The organism is Mameliella sp. LZ-28, assembly GCF_012274245.1.
In the GTDB taxonomy this organism is placed as follows: domain Bacteria; phylum Pseudomonadota; class Alphaproteobacteria; order Rhodobacterales; family Rhodobacteraceae; genus Antarctobacter; species Antarctobacter albus.
The window spans coordinates 231,669-251,275 of sequence record NZ_JAANYX010000011.1 but is presented as its reverse complement, the minus strand read 5'-3'; the positions used below and the strand labels follow the sequence as shown (position 1 = coordinate 251,275).

The window sequence follows — 19,607 nt, the reverse complement described above, 5'->3', positions numbered from 1 at the left end:
TCAGGCCTCGCCCGACGGGCGGGGCCGTGACTTCCAGCCGCCCCGGCGTCGCGGCTTTTGCGCCTGTTCAAGGCCCTCGCGCAGTACCTGTGTCATCGGGTGGTCGGCGTGTTCACCGTAACGCGCCAAGATGCCGCCGATCAGCACCTGCATGTCGGCCCCATCCGGCGCCGACAACGCCCAGTCCAGGAAGATCGACCGGCATTCTTCTGCCGTCAGCCCCTCCATCGCGTAGGCTTCCACCATCAGGCCCTTGGGGTCGCTTGCATCACCCTTGCTCATGTCTCGTTCTCCGGTTCCGGCAGCACTTTGCCGATGATTTCTGCCGCGCGGCCCGCCTGTCTCTCGAGGTCCGCCCGCATGCTCTCCATGTCCGGGGCCTCTGCCAGGCGCAACAGGAAGGTGCAGCCGCCAAGGCCCAGTTTCTCCGGGTCGATCGCCTCTTCGCTGACCAGTCTTGCCCCGATCTGCAAGGACCAGAACAGCTCGTAGGCGGCGATCAAAGCGGCGCGATCCGCCTCGTCCAGCCACTTGGCCAGCCGCAGCGCGCGGGGCGCCTCGCGCACCGGGCGCCCCGCCTCGAGCGCGCAAAGCTGCGCGAACAACTCGATGTCCTGCAGGCGCCCCGGGCCGATCTTGGCATCCAGCGGTCCGCCCGGCCCCTTGGCCGCGGCGATCCGCGCCCGCATCTCGGCCACGCCGCGCCGAACCTCCTGCACGTCTCGGGCCTTGCCGATGACCTCCTTGCGCAGCGCCTCGACGTCCTCGGCCAGTTCCACCGGCCCCGCGACCACCCGTGCCCGTGTCAGCGCCAGGTGTTCCCAGACCCAGGCCTCTTCGCGCTGGTAGCTCTGGAACGAGGCCCAGGAGGTTGCCACCGGCCCCTGGTTGCCCGAGGGCCGCAGCCGCATGTCGATCTCGTAGAGCTTGCCCTCGGACATGGCCGCGGTCATCGCGGTGATCAGCGCCTGCGTCAGCCGGGCGTAATAGGTGCGGCTGGCCAGCGGCTTGCGGCCCTCCGAGGCCTCGACGCCCTCGGCATCGTAGATCACGATCACGTCGAGGTCGGAGCGCGCGTGCTGGCGCCGCGCCCCCAGCGAGCCCATGCCCAGCACAACCGCGCCCCGCCCCGGCGGGGTGCCGTGTTTTTCGGCGAACATCTTCTGGACCTCTGGCCAGACGGCGGCCAGCGAGGCGCCCGCCAGGTCCGCATAGGCCTTGCCCGCTTCTTCCGGCCCCATCAGTCCGCGCAAGAGGTGCACGCCGATGCGGAAATGCCAGTCCTTGGCCCAGCGGCGGGCGGCGTCCAGCTTGCGCTCGTAATCCCCGGCCTCTTGCAGTTTCGCAACCAGCGCCGCCCGCAACGCATCCGGGCCCGGCCAGTCGCTGAAGAAATCACCCGCGATCACCGCGTCGAAAACACTGGCATTGCGCGACAGGTAGCGCGCCAGGTCCGGCGAGGTCCCGACGATGTCCACAAGCAGGTCGATCAACTGGTGATTGGCCTCGAAGAGCGAGAACAGCTGCACCCCGGCGGGCAACCCAGCCAGGAAACTGTCAAAGGCCTTCAGTGCCTCTTCGGGGCGGTCGGTCTGGCCCAGCCGACGCAGGATCTCGGGGCGCAGGCGTTCAAAGATGGTGACCGCCCGCTGCGACCGCAGGCAAGGATAGTTGAGCCAGCGCCCCGGCACCGGGCTGTCGGCAAAGACCTCGGGCACCTCCTGGTCCTTGCCGCTGCCGGGGGCAAAGAACCCCTCGGTCAGGTCGTGGACCTCGGTCAGGCGATCGGTCAGTTCGCGCTTGACCTCTGCAAGGTCGCGCCCCATCAGGCAGGCCAGCCGTTCCATCCCCTCGGGGGATTTCGGCAAGTCGTGGGTCTGCGCATCCCCGATCATCTGGATGCGGTGTTCGACTTCACGGTGGGCCCGGTAATGCCCGCTCAGCACCCTGGCGACGTCGCCCGGAATCCAGCCCTTGTCCGCCAAACGTCCCAACCCCTCGACCGTGCCACGCGCGCGCAACTCCGGGTCGCGCCCGCCGGCGATCAGCTGCCGGGTCTGGGTAAAGAACTCGATCTCGCGGATGCCGCCGCGCCCCAGTTTCATGTTATGGCCGGGAAGGCTGATGCCGCCGCCCAGGCCCTTGTGCTCGCGGATGCGCAGGCGCATGTCATGCGCGTCCTGGATGGCCGCGAAATCCAGGTGCTTGCGCCAGACGAAAGGGGTCAGCACCTCCAGGAACCGCGCGCCGGCATCCATATCACCGGCCGAGGGGCGCGCCTTGATATAGGCGGCCCGCTCCCAGGTGCGCCCGACGCTTTCGTAATAGCGTTCCGCCGCCTCCATCGCCATGCAGACCGGCGTCACCGCCGGATCGGGGCGCAGCCGCAGATCGGTGCGAAAGACATAGCCTTCGCCTGTGAGGTCGTTCAGCGTTGCGGCCATCCTGCGCGTCGCCCGCACAAGGCTGGCGCGCGCCTCGTGGTAGTCGTCCGGGTCGTACTGCTGTTCGTCGAAAAGGCAGATCAGGTCGATGTCCGAGGAGTAGTTCAGCTCTCCGGCGCCCATCTTGCCCATCGCCAGCGCAACCATGCCACCCGCCGTGGCGATGTCATCCTCGGTCTTGCCGGGCAGCTTGCCGCGCGTGATCTCGGGCGTGATCGCCGCACGCAGCGCCAGCGAGACCGACAGGTCCGCGAACTCGCTGAGTGTCCCCGTGACCTGTTCCAGTTCCCAGGCGCCGGACAGGTCGCACAGCGCGATCAGCAGCGCCATCCGTCGCTTGGCCTGCCGCAATGCCACGCCGATCTGGGCCGGTGTCACTTCGTCGAGGTCGGCGTACAAGGCCCTTACCGCGCCTTCCGGGTCCATGACCGCGCCTTCCAGCCAGCCCGCCTCCTTGCCGATGAGACCCCGCAGATAGGGGCTTGATCCGCCCGTACCTTTGATGAGTTCGGCCATTGCCCCCGTGGCCCAGGGACAGTCTTCCAATGCCTCGGTGCCCCGGTCGGGTTCGAAGGCACGCGGCGTGCGGGTCATGCGTCGTTCCAGCGTCATGGCGGCAGATGGCCACCAAACGCGACCGAGCGCAACTCCCTTGCAGCCGCTCCGCCCCTGTCCCAGTCTGCGCCCCGAAGCAGCAGGGACCAGGGTGATGAGCAAGAGTTTGAAACGTGTCCGCAAGGCGCTCGAGGATGCGGGGCTGGCCCATGAAATCCGCGAGGTCGGCCAGGCGCGCACCGCGCAGGAAGCCGCCGACAGCGTCGGCTGCCACCTCGACCAGATCGCCAAGTCGATCATCTTTCGCGCCGAGGACAGCGGCGAGGCGGTGCTCTTCCTGACCGCCGGTGGCAACAAGGTCTGCGCCGAGAAGGCCACGGCCCTGGCGGGTGAACCTCTGGGCAAGGCGGATGCCACGCTGATCCGCGCCCAGACCGGCTTTGCCATTGGCGGCGTGTCCCCGGTCGGTCACCTGAATCCGATCCGCGCCTGGATTGATCCCCGGCTGCTGGAATTCGAAGACGTCTGGGCCGCCGCCGGAACGCCCCGGCATGTCGTTGCAATGGATCCCCGAGAGCTGCCGCGCCTGACCGGGGCAGTCGAGGCCGATTTCACGCTTTGACCGGCGCCGGAACCGCGGCCTTGCGTCGTTTGTGCGGGAAACTTCCGTCGGGAAGACGGTCAGGGGGCATTCAGGTGGCCGCCGATTTTCATAATAAGTATCTGATATGAATTGTGATTATGGATAATGTAAAAAACATTCACATCGCCCCTTGAAAGCCCCGGACCAAACTCCGATCTGATGTAATGTGAAAGGCATTCACATAACGAACAAACGGAGAGAGACATGACCACCGCCGCTTATACGAGCCACCTGCCCGCCAATGCCGGCTGGTTCGCACGGGCCGAGGCATGGCTGGATCACAAGGGGAAAGGCGCATGGATCGCGGCAATGGTCCTGGGCTTCATCTTCTTCTGGCCCGTCGGCCTTGCCCTTCTCGCCTACATGATCTGGAGCAAACGCATGTTCAGCAAGTCCTGCCGCACCGCCTCGCGTCACCATGAGGGCCGCAAGGCCGCCTGGGCCGCGATGAAACCCTCGGGCAACAGCGCCTTCGACGCCTACAAGGCCGATACGCTGCGCCGCCTCGAAGCGGAACAGGAGGCTTTTGAACAGTTCCTGGAACGCCTCCGCGAAGCCAAGGACAAGTCCGAGTTCGACCAGTTCATGGACGACCGCGAGCGCCGGGCCAAGGCCGAGGCCGACGAATCCGAAAACGCCTGATCGACCGGGCGCCCCTGCTTCGGGGGCGCCCTGCCCTTTACCTCGCTGGAGCCAACGATGTATTCCGACACCATGTCCCACCTGCCCGACCCTGACCGCCAGGCGGCCTTTTACGATGGCGTGACAATCAAGCGCGGCTTGGCTTGGGTGGTGGACACCGTGCTGATTTCTCTGATTACCCTGCCCATCGCCGTCTTTTCCATCGTCGGCCTGTTCATGTTGCCGCTGATGTTCCTGGTGATCGGGTTTCTCTATCGATGGATGAGCATCGCCGGAAAATCCTCTACCCCCGGAATGCGGCTGATGAACATCGAATTCCGCAATGCCTGGGGCGAACGCTTTGACGGCGGAGAGGCCTTCCTGCACACGCTGGGCTATACGTTGATCGCAACCACGGTGATTCTGCAGATCGCCTCAATCGTGCTGATGTTCGTCAGCGAGCGGGGCCAGGGCCTGCACGACATGGTATTGGGCACCGTCGCCCTGAACCGTCGCGCCTGAGGCAACAGAAGCGCCCCTGGCGCGGGATTTATCCCGCCATGAGCGCTGTTTACCAAGAATTCGGAAAGGCCCCGCCGTTGCGGGGGCTTGCCGTGTCGAAAGGCTTGGCGCGCGGCGGGATCGTTGTTACCGTTTCGTTAAATTTGACGAAGGTATCCGCTCGATGCGTCACTCGCTTCCGCTTGCACCGCAGTTCTACGTCACTGCTCCCCAGCCTTGCCCGTACCTTGCGGACAGGATGGAACGGAAGCTGTTTACTGCCCTGCAAGGAGATGCCGCGCAAAAACTGAATGACTCCCTGTCCAAGCAGGGTTTCCGCCGGTCACAGAACGTCCTGTACCGGCCATCGTGCGCCGATTGCGCGGCCTGCCTGTCCGCACGGATCGACGTCACACGCTTTGAGCCCACGCGCAACCAGCGCAAGGTCATCAAGCGCAACGCGGGTCTCGAACGCCGCGCCACCAGCCCCTGGGCGACGGAGGAGCAATACGACCTGTTCCGCCGCTACCTGGATGCGCGCCATGCCGATGGCGGCATGGCCGACATGGACGTGTTCGAGTTCGCGGCCATGATCGAGGAAACACCGATCCGCAGCCGCGTGATCGAGTATTTCGACCCCGAGAGCGACAAGCTGGTGGCGACCTGCCTGACCGATATGCTCGATGACGGTCTGTCGATGGTCTATTCCTTCTACGAACCGGACATGGCACGCCGGTCGCTGGGAAAATGGATGATCCTCGATCATATCGAGATCGCGCGCGAGGCGGGGCTGCCCTACGTCTACCTGGGCTACTGGGTGCCGGGCAGCGACAAGATGGGTTACAAGGCCGAGTTCGACGCGCTGGAGATCTACCGGCGCGGGGTCTGGGAACGGCTCGAGAACGCCAGCGATTTCTCCTCGGATACGCATCCGCTGTCGACCGATCCCATCGCCGAGCAGGTCGCGAACATCTCTTTCCCCGACACGCGCGGCTGAGAGCTGGTCAAGGGTTTGTGAACTGATCCGCCCGCTTCGCTGGTGGACAAGAAATGTCGGCAATAGACGCAATTCTTGGTTGCGCTAACCTATCAATGCGTGCATCCCCTCAAATTTGACCAAGCGGTAAAAACCCATACCGGGACAAGCCGCAAGAGGACCGATCGGATGCCATCTCACCACGATCAGCTGCGCACTCTCCTGAACGCGCTGGAATCCTGCGACCTGGAAACCCGAATAGACGTCGTCCGCGAGGTGGCCGTCCCGCTGCTGGAACACCTGGGCTATTCGCTGGCCCGCGATGCGGCGGCAACGGCGGCTTCTTCGGCCTTCATCCTGGCAGCCGACCTGGAAAAGCGGCTGGCCAAGATCGGCTCCATGATCTCGGAAGACGACGCCTAGACCGGCGCCGCATCCTTGGATTCGTTCGGACAGCAAAAGGGCGGGCCAATCGGCCCGCTCTTTGTGTTTTCGGCATTTCTCGCGCCCGTGTCCCGGATCAGTGTCCCAGGATGGCCGGCACGATGGTCACGATCCCCGGGAACAGCGCCAGGATCGCCAGACCGACTACCTGGATCAGCACGAAGGGGATTACCCCGCGATAGATATGGCCGGTCGTAACCTCCTTGGGGGCGACCCCGCGCAGGTAGAACAGCGCGAAGCCGAACGGCGGTGTCAGGAAGGAGGTCTGCAGGTTCACCGCGATCATGATCGTCACCCATTTCGGATCGAAATGCGCGCCGTAGATCACCGGCCCGACGATCGGGATCACGATGTAGATGATCTCGAGGAAGTCGAGCACGAAGCCCAGGATGAACAGGATGATCATCACGATGATGAAGGCCGTGCGCGGATCGTCGTAGCTGCGCAGGAAGTCCTGGATGTATTCCTCTCCCCCAAAGGAGATGACCACCAGGTTCAGCAGCTGCGAGGCCACGAGGATGGTAAAGACCATCGACGTCACCTTGGCCGTCTCACGCACCGCCGGTGTCAGAACCCCGGACCGGAACAGCACCCAGCAGCTGAACAGCAGCCCGAAGAAGGCATAGAGCCAGCAGGCATAGGCAAAGAGGAAGGCAAGCCAGGTCGCGCCACTGACCTCTTCGACGTTGATCCGCAGGTCGAAGTTGACGCCGGTCAGGATCATCAGGATCACCGCGAGGGTCGACCAGATGATGATGCGCGGGCTGCGATCTTCTTCCGACAGCTTGCGATAGGCGGCCAGCATGATGGCCCCTGCCGCCCCCAGCGCCGCGGCGGGCGTCGGGTTGGTGATGCCGCCAAGGATCGAACCCAGCACCGCCACGATCAGGACCAGCGGCGGGAAGACCACGCGCAACAGCTCGTTCCTGGACAAGAGCTTCATCGCGTAGACGCAGCCGTAGATCGTGATGGCCCAGGGCAGGACCATCAGCACGACGGTCAGCATCGCCGAACTCGTCGGTCCGATCAGCAGGATGTCCACCACCAGGCCCAGGATGATCCCCACCGCCCCGATCTGCAGTGGCAGCGGGTTCGACGAGGGCGAAACGCCCCGCGCCACGGCCAGGATCAGGCCAAAGATCACCGCCAAAGTCGCGATCCCGGTGCCGATGGGTGCCGCGTTGGCGATCTTTTCGGCCTGCAGCTCGGCGATGCGATCGTCGCTCAGACGGGTGCTTTGCTGAGCACCGCCCTGGGCGTCGATCTCGGCCTGTTCGGCCACCGCCCTGTCCCACGCCGCCTGACCATGCAGGTCGATCATCGAGGCCTTGCACTGCTCCGAGACATTGGTGCGCAGCGAGGCGGCGTCACCGGTTTCCGAGAAGCTGTCGACCTTGACCGACTGGCTGCCGACCATGCCGACCTCTGCCAGCAGGATCGTGCCCGCGATGAGCGCGATGGGCACACCGAGATACCAGGTAAAGGCCTCACCCCGGGTGACCGGTTCGCCCTCGCCGCCGTCCAACGTGACCGCCGGCGCCTTGGAGGGGTTCAGCATCGCGTAGCCAAAGGCATAGAGCGCATAGAGCAGCGCCAGCAGGATGCCCGGCAGCAGGGCCGCCTGGAACAGCGTACCGACCGATACCACCGCCGGTTCGCCAAGGAAGGTCAGCGCGTCGGAACAGCCGGCCAGTTGTGCCCGGTCTTCCTGTGCCGCGGAATAGAGATCCCCCGCCAGCGTGCCCAGGAGAACGATCACGATGGAGGGAGGGATGATCTGCCCCAGCGTCCCGGAGGCCGCGATGACCCCGGTCGCCAGTTCCGGCGCATAGTTGTTGCGCAGCATGGTGGGCAGGGCCAGCAGGCCCATCGTCACCACGGTGGCGCCGACGATCCCGGTCGAGGCGGCCAGGAAGGCGCCGACGACGACGATGCTGACGGCCAGACCGCCCGGCAACGGGCCAAAGACGCGTGCCATCGTGGTCAGTAGGTCGTTGGCGATCTTCGAGCGTTCCAGCACGATGCCCATCAGGACGAACATCAAGACCGCCAGCAGCGTCTCGATCGACTGACCTGCGATCACCCGTTCGTTGATCCGGTTGACGATGAACGAGACGTTGCGGTCCATCGCGGTTTCCCACCCCTGCGGGAACACCGGAACCTCGACCCTTGGCAATTCCGGGTATCGGAAGATCGAGATCGCCTTCTCGTTGGCCCCGCTGGCAAGCAGGGCATTGTAGGCTTCCGACCCGGTGTCGATGGCCTGGTGTATCAGCAGACCCGCGCTATCGAGGGCCGCGATGATCCCGAAGGAAATGATCCCCGCGCCGCCGATGGCAAAGGCCACCGGAAAGCCCGACAGGATCGCCGAAAAGAGCGTCAGAAAGACGATGATCAGGCCGATCTCGACGCCATCCAATCCAAACAACATGCGCCTGCCTCTCAGAATTCCGCGTGGTCGTAGGGCTCTTCGCCCGCTTCAAGCTGGTCTTGGTCGAGGTATTTTCCCGCCGATTCCTCGCCCTCCTTCCACTCGAGGAACGAGCGGTAGAAGAAGGCCCAGGCCTGGATGAAGATCAGCGCCAGCATGACCGAGACCAGGATCTTGAACAGGAAGTAGGCGTTGAAGCCGTTGGGGCTGAAACCGATGGTCTCGATGTTCCAGCGCACCGCGCGCGCCTTGAGCAGCAGACGGTCCAGCCCGTCCGAGGCCGAGGGTTTGGGCACGATCAGGTGTCGCCACATGAAGAACCAGGCATACATCCAGATCAGCGTCGCGACCGGGATCATGAAGAAAAGCGAGCCGAACATGTCGATCATCCGCTTGACCCGGTGGCTGACCGCCGAATAGACCAGATCGACGCGGACATGCCCGCCCTGCACGAAGGTGTAGGTCAGGCACAGCGCGACAACCATCGCGTTGTAAAGCTTCAGCTCTTCGGCAAACCAGGACACATCGAACTGCACCGGGATGCCGAAGCCGATCGAGATGTCGGGCCGGGCAAAGATCCGTTGCATGAAGACGATCATCACCTGCTGCAACACCATGATCAGGCCCGCCCAGGCAAAGAAGCGCCCGACGGTATTGGCCATGCCCTCCAGCACCCGCACGGTGCCCCAGAGGAACCGGTTGCTGTAGAGCCCGGCCAGGAAGATCGCCAGGAAGAAGGTGAAAACCACAAAGAAGAACTCGACCGAGGCGCCGTAGTAGACGAAGCGCATCACCGCTTCCTTGTCTTCGGTCGTGTTCTCCCAGCTCAGCCAGTCCAGCCAGGCCATCGGATGCGATAACGCATAACCAAGGTTCCAAAAGGCCAGGGCGATGTTTTCCACCACCCAGACCAGGAACCCGCCGATGGCGCCGAAGAACGAGCCCGTCGCGGCCTCTGCTTCCATCATGTCCCCCAAAATATCGGTCCGGCACCCTGGCCGGTATCACCAGGCGCCACGCCAGTTCCGCGCGGCACAACGGCGGGGTTGGCGAAAACGCCGCCCGCCAATGCCGAAAAGGCCCCCGCGCTGCAAGGGCCTTTCCAGTGATCGGTGCGGGATCAGCCCAGCACGCGGTCGCGCTGTGCGACGTAGGTGCCCGAGGATGTCTTGATCCAGGCCGAGGACGACTTCATCGAGGCCATCGCGCTGTCGTGGATGCGCTTGTACAGGTCGTCGCCCATGTTCTCCGCGTGGACCTCCGCCGAGGCCTTGCCGAAGGCGTCCCAGACGCTGTCGGGGAATTCGCGGATGGTCACGCCCGAGGACTGCAGACGCTGCAGGGCTGCACCGTTGGCGGACAGGAACTGTCCCAGGTTCCACTGGTGCGCTTCGGCAGAGGCGATCTCGACGATCTTCTGGTGCGCCGGCGACAGGCTGTCAAAGACGTCGCGGTTGGTGGCGACCGAAAGGCTTGCGCCCGGCTCGTGGAAACCGGCGGTGTAGTAGATCTTGGTGATTTCCTGGAAACCGGCCTTTTCGTCCGCCCAGGGGCCGATCCACTCGGTGCCGTCGATCGCGCCGGAGGACAGCGCCTGGTAGACTTCGCCGCCGGGGATGTTCTGGACCGATGCGCCCAGCTTGCCCAGGGCCTGGCCGCCGAGGCCCGGCATCCGGAACTTGAGGCCGTTGAAGTCCTCGGGCCCGGTGATTTCGTTGCGGAACCAGCCGCCGGACTGCGCGCCGGTGTTGCCGCCGAGGAAGGACTTGAGGCCAAAGATCTGGCCCAGCTCGTCGTGCAGCTCCATGCCGCCGTCGAAGTAGTACCAGTTCACCTGTTCCTGAGCGGTCAGGCCGAAGGGCACGGCGGTGAAGAAGGCATAGCCCGGGTGCTGACCGACAAAGTAGTAGTCCGCACCGTGGTACATGTCGGCCTGACCGGCGGTCACGGCGTCGAAGACCTCGAACGCGCCGACCAGTTCGCCTGCAGCCTTGAGGTCGACGGTCAGCTGGCCGTCGGTCATCTCGGTGATGATGGTCGCAACACGCTCGGCGGCGTCATGCACACCAGCCAGGCCACGGCTCCAGGTGGTGACCATTGTCAGGGTGCGCTTGCCCTGTGCGTAGGCCGGGGCGGCCAGCGTCGAGGCGGCAGCAGCGCCGGCACCGAGGGTCGAGTTGCGAAGGAAAGAACGACGATCCATTGAAATCCTCCCAGATTTTGTTTCTGCACGGGGCTCCCCACCTCGCGCGGATCGGTTTGAGTGCGGGCACCCTAGGGTCTGATTCTGGAGTTGGGAATACCCAGTGCTACGGAGAGAGGCCGGAAAAACGGCTTGCCCTTGCGGAATGCGGGCAGGTTCCGGACCGCCCTTTCCTCGGGTTTTGCCCCGGAGGCGTGACCGGGGCTTTCCCATTGCCCCGCGCTTGTGGTTTCTTAAGGTCATGTTCGCGCGCTTCCGCCTTACCTACGGGCAAAAACTCTTTCTGCTGGCCAGCCTGCCGCTGGTGCTGGCGGTCTCGGCCATTGCGCTGCTGGTCGCCCAGCAGGCCCGCAGCCTGGCCGAACGCGAGATCCACGGACTGGAGACGCAGTTGCTGGCCGCCAAGAAGCGGGAATTGCGCAACTACGTCACCCAGGCGCGCAACGGCTTCTACTTTGTCTACGGGTCTGCCGCGCCGGACGACGAAATCGCCAAGACACAGGTGCTGCAGATCCTGGCCGCAATGATCTATGGCGAAGAGGGCTTCTTCTTTGTCTACGACTACGACGGTCAGAACCTCGTCTCGCCCCGGCAGACCGACCTGATCAACACGAACCAGTGGAACCTGACCGACAGCGAGGGCACCTTTGTCGTTCAGGAATTCATCGAGACGGCCCGCCAGGGGGCGGGCTATGTCGATCACCTCTGGCCCAAGCCCTCGACCGGCGAGGAAGGCCGCATGGTGACTTATGTGCTGGGCCTGCAGGACTGGCGTTGGGCTGTGGGCACGGGCGTCTTTATCGACGACGTGCTGGGCAGCGTCGCCGCCTCGCGGGCCGAGGTCGAGGCGCGCGTGCAGCGCAACTTCATCTATATCGGAGCGATCACGCTGGGGGCACTGTTGCTGGTCTTTGTCTCGGGCCTGGTGCTGAACCTCCGCGAAAGGCGGCTGGCGGATGCCAAGCTGAAACAGCTGACCCAAAGGGTATTGGACGCGCAGGAAGAGGAACGCGGGCGCGTGGCGCGCGAATTGCACGACGGCATCAGCCAGATCCTCGTCGGGGTGAAATATGCGCTCGACATCGCCCGGCGAAGGGTCATGTCCGGCGATCCCCGCGCCGAAGAAACCCTCGCCAAGGGGGCCGACCACCTGGGTCAGGCGATCAACGAAGTGCGCCGGATCAGCCGCGACCTGCGGCCCGGCGTGCTGGACGACCTGGGCCTTGGCCCGGCCATCAAGGCGCTGGCCGAGGAATTCCGTCAGCGCACCGGCATCGAGACAGAGTTCACCACCGTTGTCTTCCGTAACCGGCTGGACCAGGAGGCCAAGATCGCCCTGTTCCGCATCGCGCAGGAGGCGCTGACGAACATCGAACGCCATTCCGGCGCCAGCCATGTGAGTATCGACATTCGGGGCCATCGCGCCGGGGCCACCCTGCGCGTCGCCGACAACGGGACCGGAATGCGCGACACGCCCGGCGCCGCGCGCGGGATCGGGCTTCGCAACATGCAGGAACGCATGGACCAGCTGAACGGAACGCTGCGCGTCTTGTCGTCCCGCGACGGCACGGTTATCGAGGCACAGGTGCCGCTGACCCACCTGCTGCCGCCCGAAGAAAGCGCCGACCCGCAACCGAAAGCCCGCGCATGACCCCTGCCCCCACCCGTGTCGTTGTTGTCGATGATCACCCGATGGTCGCCGAAGGGATCGAGGCGATCCTGGAAAGCTACGACGATGTCGACGTGATCGCCACGCTTTCGGATGGTCAGACCATGATCGACCGTCTGGACAGCCTCTCTCCGGATGTCATCCTGATGGATCTCAACATGCCGGGCCTCGGCGGGCTGTCGGCAACCGAGATGATCCTGGAACGTCGCCCGGCGACGCGCATCCTGATCCTCTCCATGCATGACTCGCCCGAATACATCTCGACCGCGCTCAGCCACGGTGCGCGCGGCTATGTCCTCAAGGACGTGCCGACCGAAGAGATCAAGCGCGCCATAGACGTCGTGATGGTTGGAGAGAAATATCTCTGCCCCGGGGCCGAAGGTGCGCTGGCGCCGCGCGGGCAGGAACGCGAACAGCTGACCAACCGCGAACAGATGGTGCTGCTGCAACTGGCGCAGGGCAAATCGAACAAGGAAGTGGCGGGCGCGCTGGATATTTCCGTGCGTACGGTTGAAACCCACCGCAAGAACATCCGGCGCAAGCTGGGTGTCAGCAGCACCGCGGCTCTGATGCGTTATGCACTGGAACACGGGGTCTTGCAGGGAACTGGCGCGAACCTCTGAACGCGCCACCCCTTCGGGTCAGAGGTCGACGCCAACCTTTTCGCGGTCGCATTCGTCCCAGAACTGGTAGACCATCGCCGGAATGATCCGTGCCTCCGACAGCTCAGGCCGGGTTTCCGCAACGCGGTTGGAGGGCACGCCGCCTAGCGCCGCCGCAAGGCCCATCAGCACCACAAGCGCCACGGCTTTGCAGATCGTGAAATCGCGGTAAAAAATGTTCTTTTTCATGTCGAGACCCTCGTCTCCTCCTGATGCGCCACCAGCATCGCCGATGACCCGGCTTCGCACAACTCACGTTGCCGCGCGCGATTGTTGCATTTCCTTCAGCAGGACCGCTGAACCGATGCGTTCGGGTTTGCCAGAGGTCTCATCCCGGCGACAATTCCCGATTTGCGCATATCCGCACAGCATTTTTGCATGGACCGCCATTTGTGCGCTTTTCCGTTTCGGGCAATTTTCGCAAAGCCGATGCCGCCCGGAATGAAATTTGCTTTCTTCCACTTCAACGGTTGACGCCTCTTGCCTCGCGCCATAGTGTCCCCGCGCGATGCAAAGGAGCCTCGGGCATGTCCACGCTAGTGGTAATTGTAGGAACAAGGCGCATGGGCCGGTAATCCGGAACCCTTCCAGGACCCCATGCGCCCCCGACCTGACCCTCGGGGGCTTTTTTGTGCGCAAACGTACAGTGTCGTGAACGGAGAACAATGCGATGACACGTCAGATGACCGGAGCGAAAATGGTGGTTCAGGCCCTCAAGGACCAGGGTGTGGACACGGTATTCGGCTATCCCGGCGGCGCTGTACTACCCATCTATGATGAGGTCTTTCAGCAGAACGACATTCAACACATCCTTGTTCGCCACGAACAGGGCGCGGTCCACGCCGCGGAAGGTTATGCCCGCGCGACCGGCAAGCCCGGTGTCGTTCTCGTCACCTCCGGCCCCGGGGCGACCAATGCCGTCACCGGGCTCACCGATGCCTTGATGGATTCGATCCCGATCGTCGTCCTGACGGGCCAGGTGCCGACCTTCATGATCGGCTCGGACGCCTTCCAGGAGGCCGATACCGTCGGCATCACCCGCCCCTGCACCAAGCACAACTGGCTGGTGAAGGACACCGCGCGGCTGTCGTCGACCATCCACGAGGCCTTTCACGTCGCCACCTCGGGCCGCCCCGGTCCGGTGCTGATCGACATTCCCAAGGACGTGCAGTTCGCCAGCGCGCAGTACCAGCCGATCCCGAAAACCTCGGTCAGCCACTACCAGCCGCAGGTCAAGGGTGACATGGAGATGATCGAGGCGCTGGTCGAGGCGATCGAGATGGCCGAGCGCCCGGTGTTTTATACTGGCGGTGGCGTCATCAACTCGGGGCCCGCGGCCAGCCAGCTGTTGCGGGAACTGGTGGATGCCACCGGCTTTCCAATCACCTCGACGCTGATGGGCCTCGGCGCCTACCCGGCCTCTGGCCGTCACTGGCTGGGGATGCTGGGGATGCACGGTCTCTACGAGGCCAACCTGGCGATGCATGGCTGCGACCTGATGATCAACGTGGGCGCGCGGTTCGACGACCGGATCACCGGACGTATCGACGCCTTCAGCCCGAATTCGCACAAGGCGCATATCGACATCGACCCCTCGTCGATCAACAAGGTGATCAAGACCGACATCCCGATCATCGGTGACGTGGGCCATGTCCTTGAAGACGTGCTGAAGGTCTGGAAATCGCGCGGACGCAAGGTCAACCGCGAGGCGCTGTCGAAATGGTGGTCGCAGATCGAGGAATGGCGCAAGGTCGACTGTCTCAAGTTCAAGCCCTCGGAAAACACGATCAAGCCGCAGCACGCGCTGGCCCGGCTGGAGGCGCTGACCAAGGGCCATGACCGCTACATCTGCACCGAGGTCGGTCAGCACCAGATGTGGGCCGCGCAGTACCTTGGCTTCGAGGACCCCAACCGCTGGATGACCTCCGGCGGCCTGGGCACGATGGGCTACGGCTTCCCGGCCTCTGTCGGTGTTCAGGTGGCGCATCCCGATGCGCTGGTGATCAACGTCGCGGGCGAGGCGTCCTGGTTGATGAACATGCAGGAGATGGGCACCGCGGTTCAGTACCGCCTGCCGGTCAAGCAGTTCATCCTGAACAATGAACGCCTGGGCATGGTGCGCCAGTGGCAGCAACTCCTGCACGGTGAACGCTATTCCCATTCCTGGAGCGAGGCGCTGCCCGATTTCGTCAAGCTGGCCGAAGCCTTTGGCGCCAAGGGCATTCACTGCCAGGATCCCGCCGACCTTGACGACGCGATCATGGAAATGATCGAGTATGACGGGCCGGTGATCATGGATTGCCTTGTCGAGAAGCATGAGAACTGCTTCCCGATGATCCCCTCGGGCGAGCCGCACAACAAGATGCTGCTGGGCGACGCCAAGGCCACCAATGCCATCGCCGGCAAGGGTGCCGTGCTGGTCTGATCCGGTATACGCTGAACCAACAGGAGCGCGTCGGCCTCGGGGCCGGCGCGCTTTTCTTTGCCCGCCCGCCTTACGGTTGCGCCGGAGACATCGTCTTGTTGAAATCCATGACGGACCGCTATCCCGGCGCATTTTCGCCACCATCCCGGCATAACCGGACCAGCATGGCATCGAACCGATCTTCATACCGCGCGGAGGTGACAGGATGAGCGACCCAGCAGGCCGCTTGCACTGGCTGGACCGGGCCAAGGGCGCGGGCATCATCCTCGTGGTTTTCGGCCATGCCTGGCTCGGCGCGCAAGCGGCGGGGGTGCTGGCCCCGGGCACGCTGTTCCGCACCGTCGAGACGGTGATCTACAACTTCCACATGCCCCTGTTCTTTCTGCTGTCCGGCGTCACCTTCGAGGCCTCGGCCCGCCGCCGTCCGCTGGTCCGGGGCATGAAGGACAAGGCGATCCGCCTGCTCTGGCCCCTGCTCTTGTGGACCTATGTCTTTGCCGGTTTTCGTTTTCTCGCCGGTGGCGCGGCGAACAATCCGGAGGGGTTGTCCGGCCTGCTGGTTTGGCCCCTGCCGCCGCGCGATCACCTGTGGTTCCTCTGGGCGCTGTTCCTGATCCAGGTGCTCGGTCTGCTTGTCGCGGTGCCGGGAAAGTCACCGCGCCCGGCCTGGCTCTGGCTGGTTCTCGCACTGGGTGCCGGCGGGCTGGTCTCGCTTCCCGGTTTGCCGCTGGGGCCGCTGACGGTGAACGCCGCGCTGCACCTGGGGATCTTTCTGCTGGGCATCTGGCTGGCACGACAACCGCCTCTGCCCTCGGGTCTGCCGGTGGCGCTGAAGGCAATGACGGTTTTCGTCGTGGTGCAACTGGTCAGCTTTGCCCTGCCCGAAACCGTGCTGGGCTTTCAGGTTGTCGCGGCGCTCCTTTCGCTCTGTTTCGTCGTCTTGATGAATGCCCCGCAGGGCGATGGCGGGCGTCTGGGCCGCGTGCTGGAACGGTTGGGGCAACTCTCAATGCCGATCTACCTGGCACACACGCTGTTCACGGCTGCCACGCGGATCGTCCTGTTCAAGTTCACCACCGATGCCACGGTGCACCTGGTGATGGGCACCCTGGCCGGTCTGATCGGCCCTGTCCTGCTGTATTATGCCTTGCGCCGCATTGCGTCCCCACGGCTCCTCGGGTTCTGAGGGTCATCGACGTCAGCCGGCAACCCTTGTCCCGTCCCCGCCCTCCAGCTGCGTGGCGATGGCCTGCATCAGGGTCGAGCTGCGCACAGGCTTGCAGAGGAACCCATCCATGCCGACCGCCCGGGCCTCTTCGCGGTCCTTCTCGAAGGCGTTGCCGGTCAGCGCGATGATTGGCCGGTGAGGCCACCCCCGCAGCCGGGCGGTCTCGCGGATCATGCGGGTGGCATCCAGCCCGTTCATCACCGGCATCGAAAGATCCATGAGGACAAGATCGAAACGGTCGGGATGAAAAAGCTCGACCGCGGCGCGGCCATCGTCGACAAGCGTGACCGCGGCGCCCCGCCGTTCCAGCAGCTTCTGAGCGACTGCCTGATTGGTGCGGTTATCCTCGGCCACGAGGACGCGAATGCCGTCCAGCCGCATCTGAGCCAGGACCAGGGGTTCCGACAGCGGTTTGCCCGACGCAACCGCAGGCAAGGGTAGATCCACAACAAAGACCGACCCGACCCCCGGATCGGACCGGGCGGAAATTTCTCCGCCCATCGCGTCGATCAACCGTTTGGAGATGGTCAGCCCCAGCCCGGTCCCCTCAAAGGCGCGGTCGCGCCCCTGGTGGACCTGCTCGAACGGGTCGAATATCGCGGACAGCCGATCCGCCGGGATGCCGATGCCCGTGTCGGCAACCGCAAAGCGCAAATTGCCACCCGAGGGCGCCACCCGTGACAGGTGCAGGGACACCTCGCCCGCGACCGTGAACTTGATTGCATTGCCCATCAGGTTCATCAGCACCTGGCGGATGCGCAACGCATCACCAGCCACGACCCCGGGAACATCCGCATCCACGGTGCAGCGCAGGCCCAGCCCCTTTTGCCCGGCCAATGGCACCAACAGGTGCCGCACCTCCTCGACCAGCGACGCCGGGGCAAATGGCGCCTGTTCGATTTCCAGGCGGCCGGCCTCGACCTTGGAGAAATCGAGGATGTCCGAAATCAGCGAGGTCAGGGCCAGCGCGGCACTGCGTATCGTGGCGACATAGTCGGCCTGCTCGGCACTGAGATCGGTTTCGGTGAGCAGGTCCGCCATGCCGACGATGCCATTCATCGGGGTCCGGATCTCGTGGCTCATGTTGGCGAGAAAGCTGGACTTGGCCTTGTTCGCCACATCCGCCGCATCCCGCGCCGCCCGCAAGGCGGCGTTCTGGTTGCGCAGGTCGGTGATGTCGGTGTGGACCAGTACATGCCCGCCCGAGGGGCGCGGCGTGGCCTGCAGGTAGAAACTGCGCCCCGAATCCGGGATGCGCAGCATCACCTTTTCCCCTGCGCTCAGCATCTCCTGCACTTCGACGTGAAACTGTTCGTCCCCGGTCGCCTTGTTCCAGCCGATCAGCTGGTCGATGTGATCGCGAAACCGCATGCCCACGGGAACGTCGCCGTTGCCCAGCCCATGCAGGCGCAGGTACGCGGCGTTGACCCGCAGGATGCGGTTTTCCGGATCATCGATCCTTGTGCCGCTGGTGACAAGCAGCCCCTCGCCCATGCCCTCGACGATTTCCGTCAGCAGGCGATTTGTTTCGGTCAGCTCGGCGGCCTTGGCGACAAGGCTCTGTTCCAGCGCGGCGGTGCGGCGGTTCAGACCTGCGATCAGGGAATCGGCAACCTCGGCCTTGCGCAGCACATCGCTGATGTTGAGCGTGATGCCGTGATAGCCGGCGAACCGCCCGTCGGCGTCGTGCAGCGGCACGGCACTGTCCATCAGGACCGCCCGGCTGCCGTTGACCAGCACGCGTTCGTAGCTGAGGCTGCGGATTTCCTGGCCCGCGCGCATCACCTGCATCAACCGCTCGATTCCGGCCTGGTCCTGACCCTGCCCCTCTGGCGACAGGATACGCAGGCCAATCAATTCGTCAGCAGTCATGCGCAGGCCCGAATGGCGGATGTTCACGTAGCGCAGCCGGAAATCGGCATCCGCCTGCCACGTCCATGCCGGCATCAGGTGGATCACGTCCGACCAGATCCGGGCGTCTTTTTCCGTGTCGGAGTCCGTGGCGGGCATCAAGGCGGCTTTCCAGTGGGCAACGCGCCCGGGGCGCGGCGGAACCGGCGTAGCGCGAAACGATTGACAGGCCATTAAATGCCGTGGGAACGGCCTTTTGCGCCGCTCTCTTCTGGTCAAAGCCCTCGATCTTGGCTAAACCTTCCGCGGCCCGTCGCCCGGCGGGCCGGCACTCCTCAGAAAGGCCCAGAGATGTCAGCACTCAAGATCAAGAAAGGCTCGAGCAAGCACTCCGCCTACAACCTCCGCCCGAATTTCTCGGACGTGCAGGAGACGCATACCGTCGCCGTGCTTGTAGAGAACGAGCCGGGCGTGCTGGCGCGCGTGATCGGGCTGTTCTCGGGGCGTGGCTACAACATCGACAGCCTGACCGTGGCAGAGGTCGACCATGAAGGTCACCTGAGCCGGATCACCATCGTCACCAGCGGCACTCCGCAAGTGATCGAACAGATAAAGGCACAGCTGGGGCGCATCGTGTCCGTGCGCGACGTGCACGACCTGACGGTAGAAGGCAAATCCGTCGAGCGCGAACTGGCCCTGCTGAAGGTTGCGGGATCGGGGGACAAACGCGTCGAGGCGCTGCGGCTGGCGGACATCTTTCGTGCCAATGTCGTCGACTCGACGCTGGAAAGCTTTGTCTTTCAGCTGACGGGTACGCCCGACAAGATCGACGCCTTTGCCGACCTCATGCGCCCGCTGGGCCTGACCGAGGTCGCGAGAACCGGTGTGGCTGCGCTGGCACGCGGGGCCTGAAGGTTCACAGAAGCGTGGCCTGGATCCGCTGGATCCCGGCCC

At 64.3% G+C, this 19,607-nt stretch carries 17 protein-coding genes; 10 read left to right on the top strand and 7 right to left on the bottom strand.

Going from position 1 to position 19,607, the window contains the following annotated elements; all coding sequences use genetic code 11:
• Entirely contained in the window at positions 1-282 is a 282-nt protein-coding gene (locus G9Q80_RS07790) for a hypothetical protein (RefSeq protein WP_088713832.1), read from the bottom strand.
• The gene (locus G9Q80_RS07785; RefSeq protein ID WP_088713833.1) at positions 279-3,056 is read right to left on the bottom strand and encodes a [protein-PII] uridylyltransferase family protein; all 2,778 of its coding nucleotides are present in this window, start codon (positions 3,054-3,056) and stop codon (positions 279-281) included. Before G9Q80_RS07785 ends, G9Q80_RS07790 begins: the two co-directional genes overlap by 4 nt.
• Positions 3,057-3,153: 97 nt before the next feature.
• Between G9Q80_RS07785 and G9Q80_RS07780 the strand changes: the two genes are divergently transcribed.
• From G9Q80_RS07780 to G9Q80_RS07760, 5 genes are all read left to right on the top strand, one after another.
• Positions 3,154-3,621, top strand: coding sequence for a YbaK/EbsC family protein (locus tag G9Q80_RS07780; RefSeq protein ID WP_043138766.1), 468 nt, complete (start codon positions 3,154-3,156; stop codon positions 3,619-3,621).
• A gap of 225 nt (positions 3,622-3,846) precedes the next feature.
• The gene (locus tag G9Q80_RS07775) at positions 3,847-4,284 is read left to right on the top strand and encodes a DUF2852 domain-containing protein (protein WP_043138764.1); all 438 of its coding nucleotides are present in this window, start codon (positions 3,847-3,849) and stop codon (positions 4,282-4,284) included.
• A 57-nt stretch (positions 4,285-4,341) separates the two neighbouring features.
• Positions 4,342-4,785 carry an RDD family protein gene (locus G9Q80_RS07770; RefSeq protein ID WP_232788120.1) on the top strand — a complete coding sequence of 148 codons (444 nt, stop codon included), beginning with the start codon at positions 4,342-4,344 and terminating at the stop codon, positions 4,783-4,785.
• Between the two features lie 163 nt (positions 4,786-4,948).
• Complete coding sequence (locus G9Q80_RS07765; RefSeq protein WP_088668530.1) at positions 4,949-5,761, top strand: arginyltransferase; 813 nt, start codon at positions 4,949-4,951, stop codon at positions 5,759-5,761.
• 168 nt (positions 5,762-5,929) lie between these two features.
• Positions 5,930-6,163, top strand: coding sequence for a hypothetical protein (locus G9Q80_RS07760; RefSeq protein WP_088713834.1), 234 nt, complete (start codon positions 5,930-5,932; stop codon positions 6,161-6,163).
• A gap of 97 nt (positions 6,164-6,260) precedes the next feature.
• On the opposite strand, the gene G9Q80_RS07755 is transcribed toward G9Q80_RS07760, so the two are convergent.
• From G9Q80_RS07755 to G9Q80_RS07745, 3 genes are all read right to left on the bottom strand, one after another.
• Positions 6,261-8,615 carry a TRAP transporter large permease subunit gene (locus G9Q80_RS07755; protein WP_088713835.1) on the bottom strand — a complete coding sequence of 785 codons (2,355 nt, stop codon included), beginning with the start codon at positions 8,613-8,615 and terminating at the stop codon, positions 6,261-6,263.
• 11 nt (positions 8,616-8,626) lie between these two features.
• Positions 8,627-9,580 carry a TRAP transporter small permease subunit gene (locus G9Q80_RS07750; protein ID WP_074620682.1) on the bottom strand — a complete coding sequence of 318 codons (954 nt, stop codon included), beginning with the start codon at positions 9,578-9,580 and terminating at the stop codon, positions 8,627-8,629.
• A 155-nt stretch (positions 9,581-9,735) separates the two neighbouring features.
• A complete protein-coding gene (locus G9Q80_RS07745; protein WP_043138754.1) occupies positions 9,736-10,818 on the bottom strand; it encodes a TRAP transporter substrate-binding protein in 1,083 nt (360 codons plus the stop codon).
• 241 nt (positions 10,819-11,059) lie between these two features.
• Between G9Q80_RS07745 and G9Q80_RS07740 the strand changes: the two genes are divergently transcribed.
• Both G9Q80_RS07740 and G9Q80_RS07735 read left to right on the top strand, forming a co-directional pair.
• Entirely contained in the window at positions 11,060-12,469 is a 1,410-nt protein-coding gene (locus G9Q80_RS07740; protein WP_043138751.1) for a cache domain-containing protein, read from the top strand.
• Positions 12,466-13,110, top strand: a complete 645-nt coding sequence (locus tag G9Q80_RS07735; protein WP_043138750.1) for a response regulator transcription factor — start codon at positions 12,466-12,468, stop codon at positions 13,108-13,110. Before G9Q80_RS07740 ends, G9Q80_RS07735 begins: the two co-directional genes overlap by 4 nt.
• Before the next feature lie 18 nt (positions 13,111-13,128).
• Here the strand turns inward: G9Q80_RS07735 and G9Q80_RS07730 are convergent, their stop codons facing one another.
• Positions 13,129-13,338 (bottom strand): hypothetical protein, encoded by a 210-nt coding sequence (locus tag G9Q80_RS07730; RefSeq protein ID WP_043138747.1) that lies wholly within the window; start codon positions 13,336-13,338, stop codon positions 13,129-13,131.
• 481 nt (positions 13,339-13,819) lie between these two features.
• On the opposite strand from G9Q80_RS07730, the gene G9Q80_RS07725 reads away from it, so the two are divergent.
• Positions 13,820-15,574, top strand: a complete 1,755-nt coding sequence (locus G9Q80_RS07725) for an acetolactate synthase 3 large subunit (protein WP_043138742.1) — start codon at positions 13,820-13,822, stop codon at positions 15,572-15,574.
• A gap of 205 nt (positions 15,575-15,779) precedes the next feature.
• Positions 15,780-16,760 carry an acyltransferase family protein gene (locus tag G9Q80_RS07720; protein ID WP_088668531.1) on the top strand — a complete coding sequence of 327 codons (981 nt, stop codon included), beginning with the start codon at positions 15,780-15,782 and terminating at the stop codon, positions 16,758-16,760.
• Positions 16,761-16,772: 12 nt separating this feature from the next.
• Here the strand turns inward: G9Q80_RS07720 and G9Q80_RS07715 are convergent, their stop codons facing one another.
• Positions 16,773-18,812 (bottom strand): hybrid sensor histidine kinase/response regulator, encoded by a 2,040-nt coding sequence (locus tag G9Q80_RS07715; protein ID WP_168246439.1) that lies wholly within the window; start codon positions 18,810-18,812, stop codon positions 16,773-16,775.
• 192 nt (positions 18,813-19,004) lie between these two features.
• Here G9Q80_RS07715 and ilvN point away from each other — a divergent pair, with 192 nt between their 5' ends.
• Complete coding sequence (ilvN, locus tag G9Q80_RS07710) at positions 19,005-19,565, top strand: acetolactate synthase small subunit (protein WP_043138735.1); 561 nt, start codon at positions 19,005-19,007, stop codon at positions 19,563-19,565.
• The last annotated feature ends 42 nt before the right edge of the window (positions 19,566-19,607 follow it).

Bases quoted from the DNA above. Each gene is read 5' to 3' on its own strand.
- G9Q80_RS07725 (WP_043138742.1), top strand. From the start codon at position 13,820: ATGACACGTCAGATGACCGGAGCGAAAATGGTGGTTCAGGCCCTCAAG.
- G9Q80_RS07790 (WP_088713832.1), bottom strand. From the start codon at position 282: ATGAGCAAGGGTGATGCAAGCGACCCCAAGGGCCTGATGGTGGAAGCC.
- G9Q80_RS07765 (WP_088668530.1), top strand. From the start codon at position 4,949: ATGCGTCACTCGCTTCCGCTTGCACCGCAGTTCTACGTCACTGCTCCC.
- G9Q80_RS07785 (WP_088713833.1), bottom strand. From the start codon at position 3,056: ATGACGCTGGAACGACGCATGACCCGCACGCCGCGTGCCTTCGAACCC.
- G9Q80_RS07735 (WP_043138750.1), top strand. From the start codon at position 12,466: ATGACCCCTGCCCCCACCCGTGTCGTTGTTGTCGATGATCACCCGATG.
- G9Q80_RS07775 (WP_043138764.1), top strand. From the start codon at position 3,847: ATGACCACCGCCGCTTATACGAGCCACCTGCCCGCCAATGCCGGCTGG.
- ilvN (WP_043138735.1), top strand. From the start codon at position 19,005: ATGTCAGCACTCAAGATCAAGAAAGGCTCGAGCAAGCACTCCGCCTAC.
- G9Q80_RS07715 (WP_168246439.1), bottom strand. From the start codon at position 18,812: ATGCCCGCCACGGACTCCGACACGGAAAAAGACGCCCGGATCTGGTCG.
- G9Q80_RS07750 (WP_074620682.1), bottom strand. From the start codon at position 9,580: ATGGAAGCAGAGGCCGCGACGGGCTCGTTCTTCGGCGCCATCGGCGGG.
- G9Q80_RS07720 (WP_088668531.1), top strand. From the start codon at position 15,780: ATGAGCGACCCAGCAGGCCGCTTGCACTGGCTGGACCGGGCCAAGGGC.
- G9Q80_RS07745 (WP_043138754.1), bottom strand. From the start codon at position 10,818: ATGGATCGTCGTTCTTTCCTTCGCAACTCGACCCTCGGTGCCGGCGCT.
- G9Q80_RS07770 (WP_232788120.1), top strand. From the start codon at position 4,342: ATGTATTCCGACACCATGTCCCACCTGCCCGACCCTGACCGCCAGGCG.
- G9Q80_RS07780 (WP_043138766.1), top strand. From the start codon at position 3,154: ATGAGCAAGAGTTTGAAACGTGTCCGCAAGGCGCTCGAGGATGCGGGG.
- G9Q80_RS07760 (WP_088713834.1), top strand. From the start codon at position 5,930: ATGCCATCTCACCACGATCAGCTGCGCACTCTCCTGAACGCGCTGGAA.
- G9Q80_RS07755 (WP_088713835.1), bottom strand. From the start codon at position 8,615: ATGTTGTTTGGATTGGATGGCGTCGAGATCGGCCTGATCATCGTCTTT.
- G9Q80_RS07740 (WP_043138751.1), top strand. From the start codon at position 11,060: ATGTTCGCGCGCTTCCGCCTTACCTACGGGCAAAAACTCTTTCTGCTG.
- G9Q80_RS07730 (WP_043138747.1), bottom strand. From the start codon at position 13,338: ATGAAAAAGAACATTTTTTACCGCGATTTCACGATCTGCAAAGCCGTG.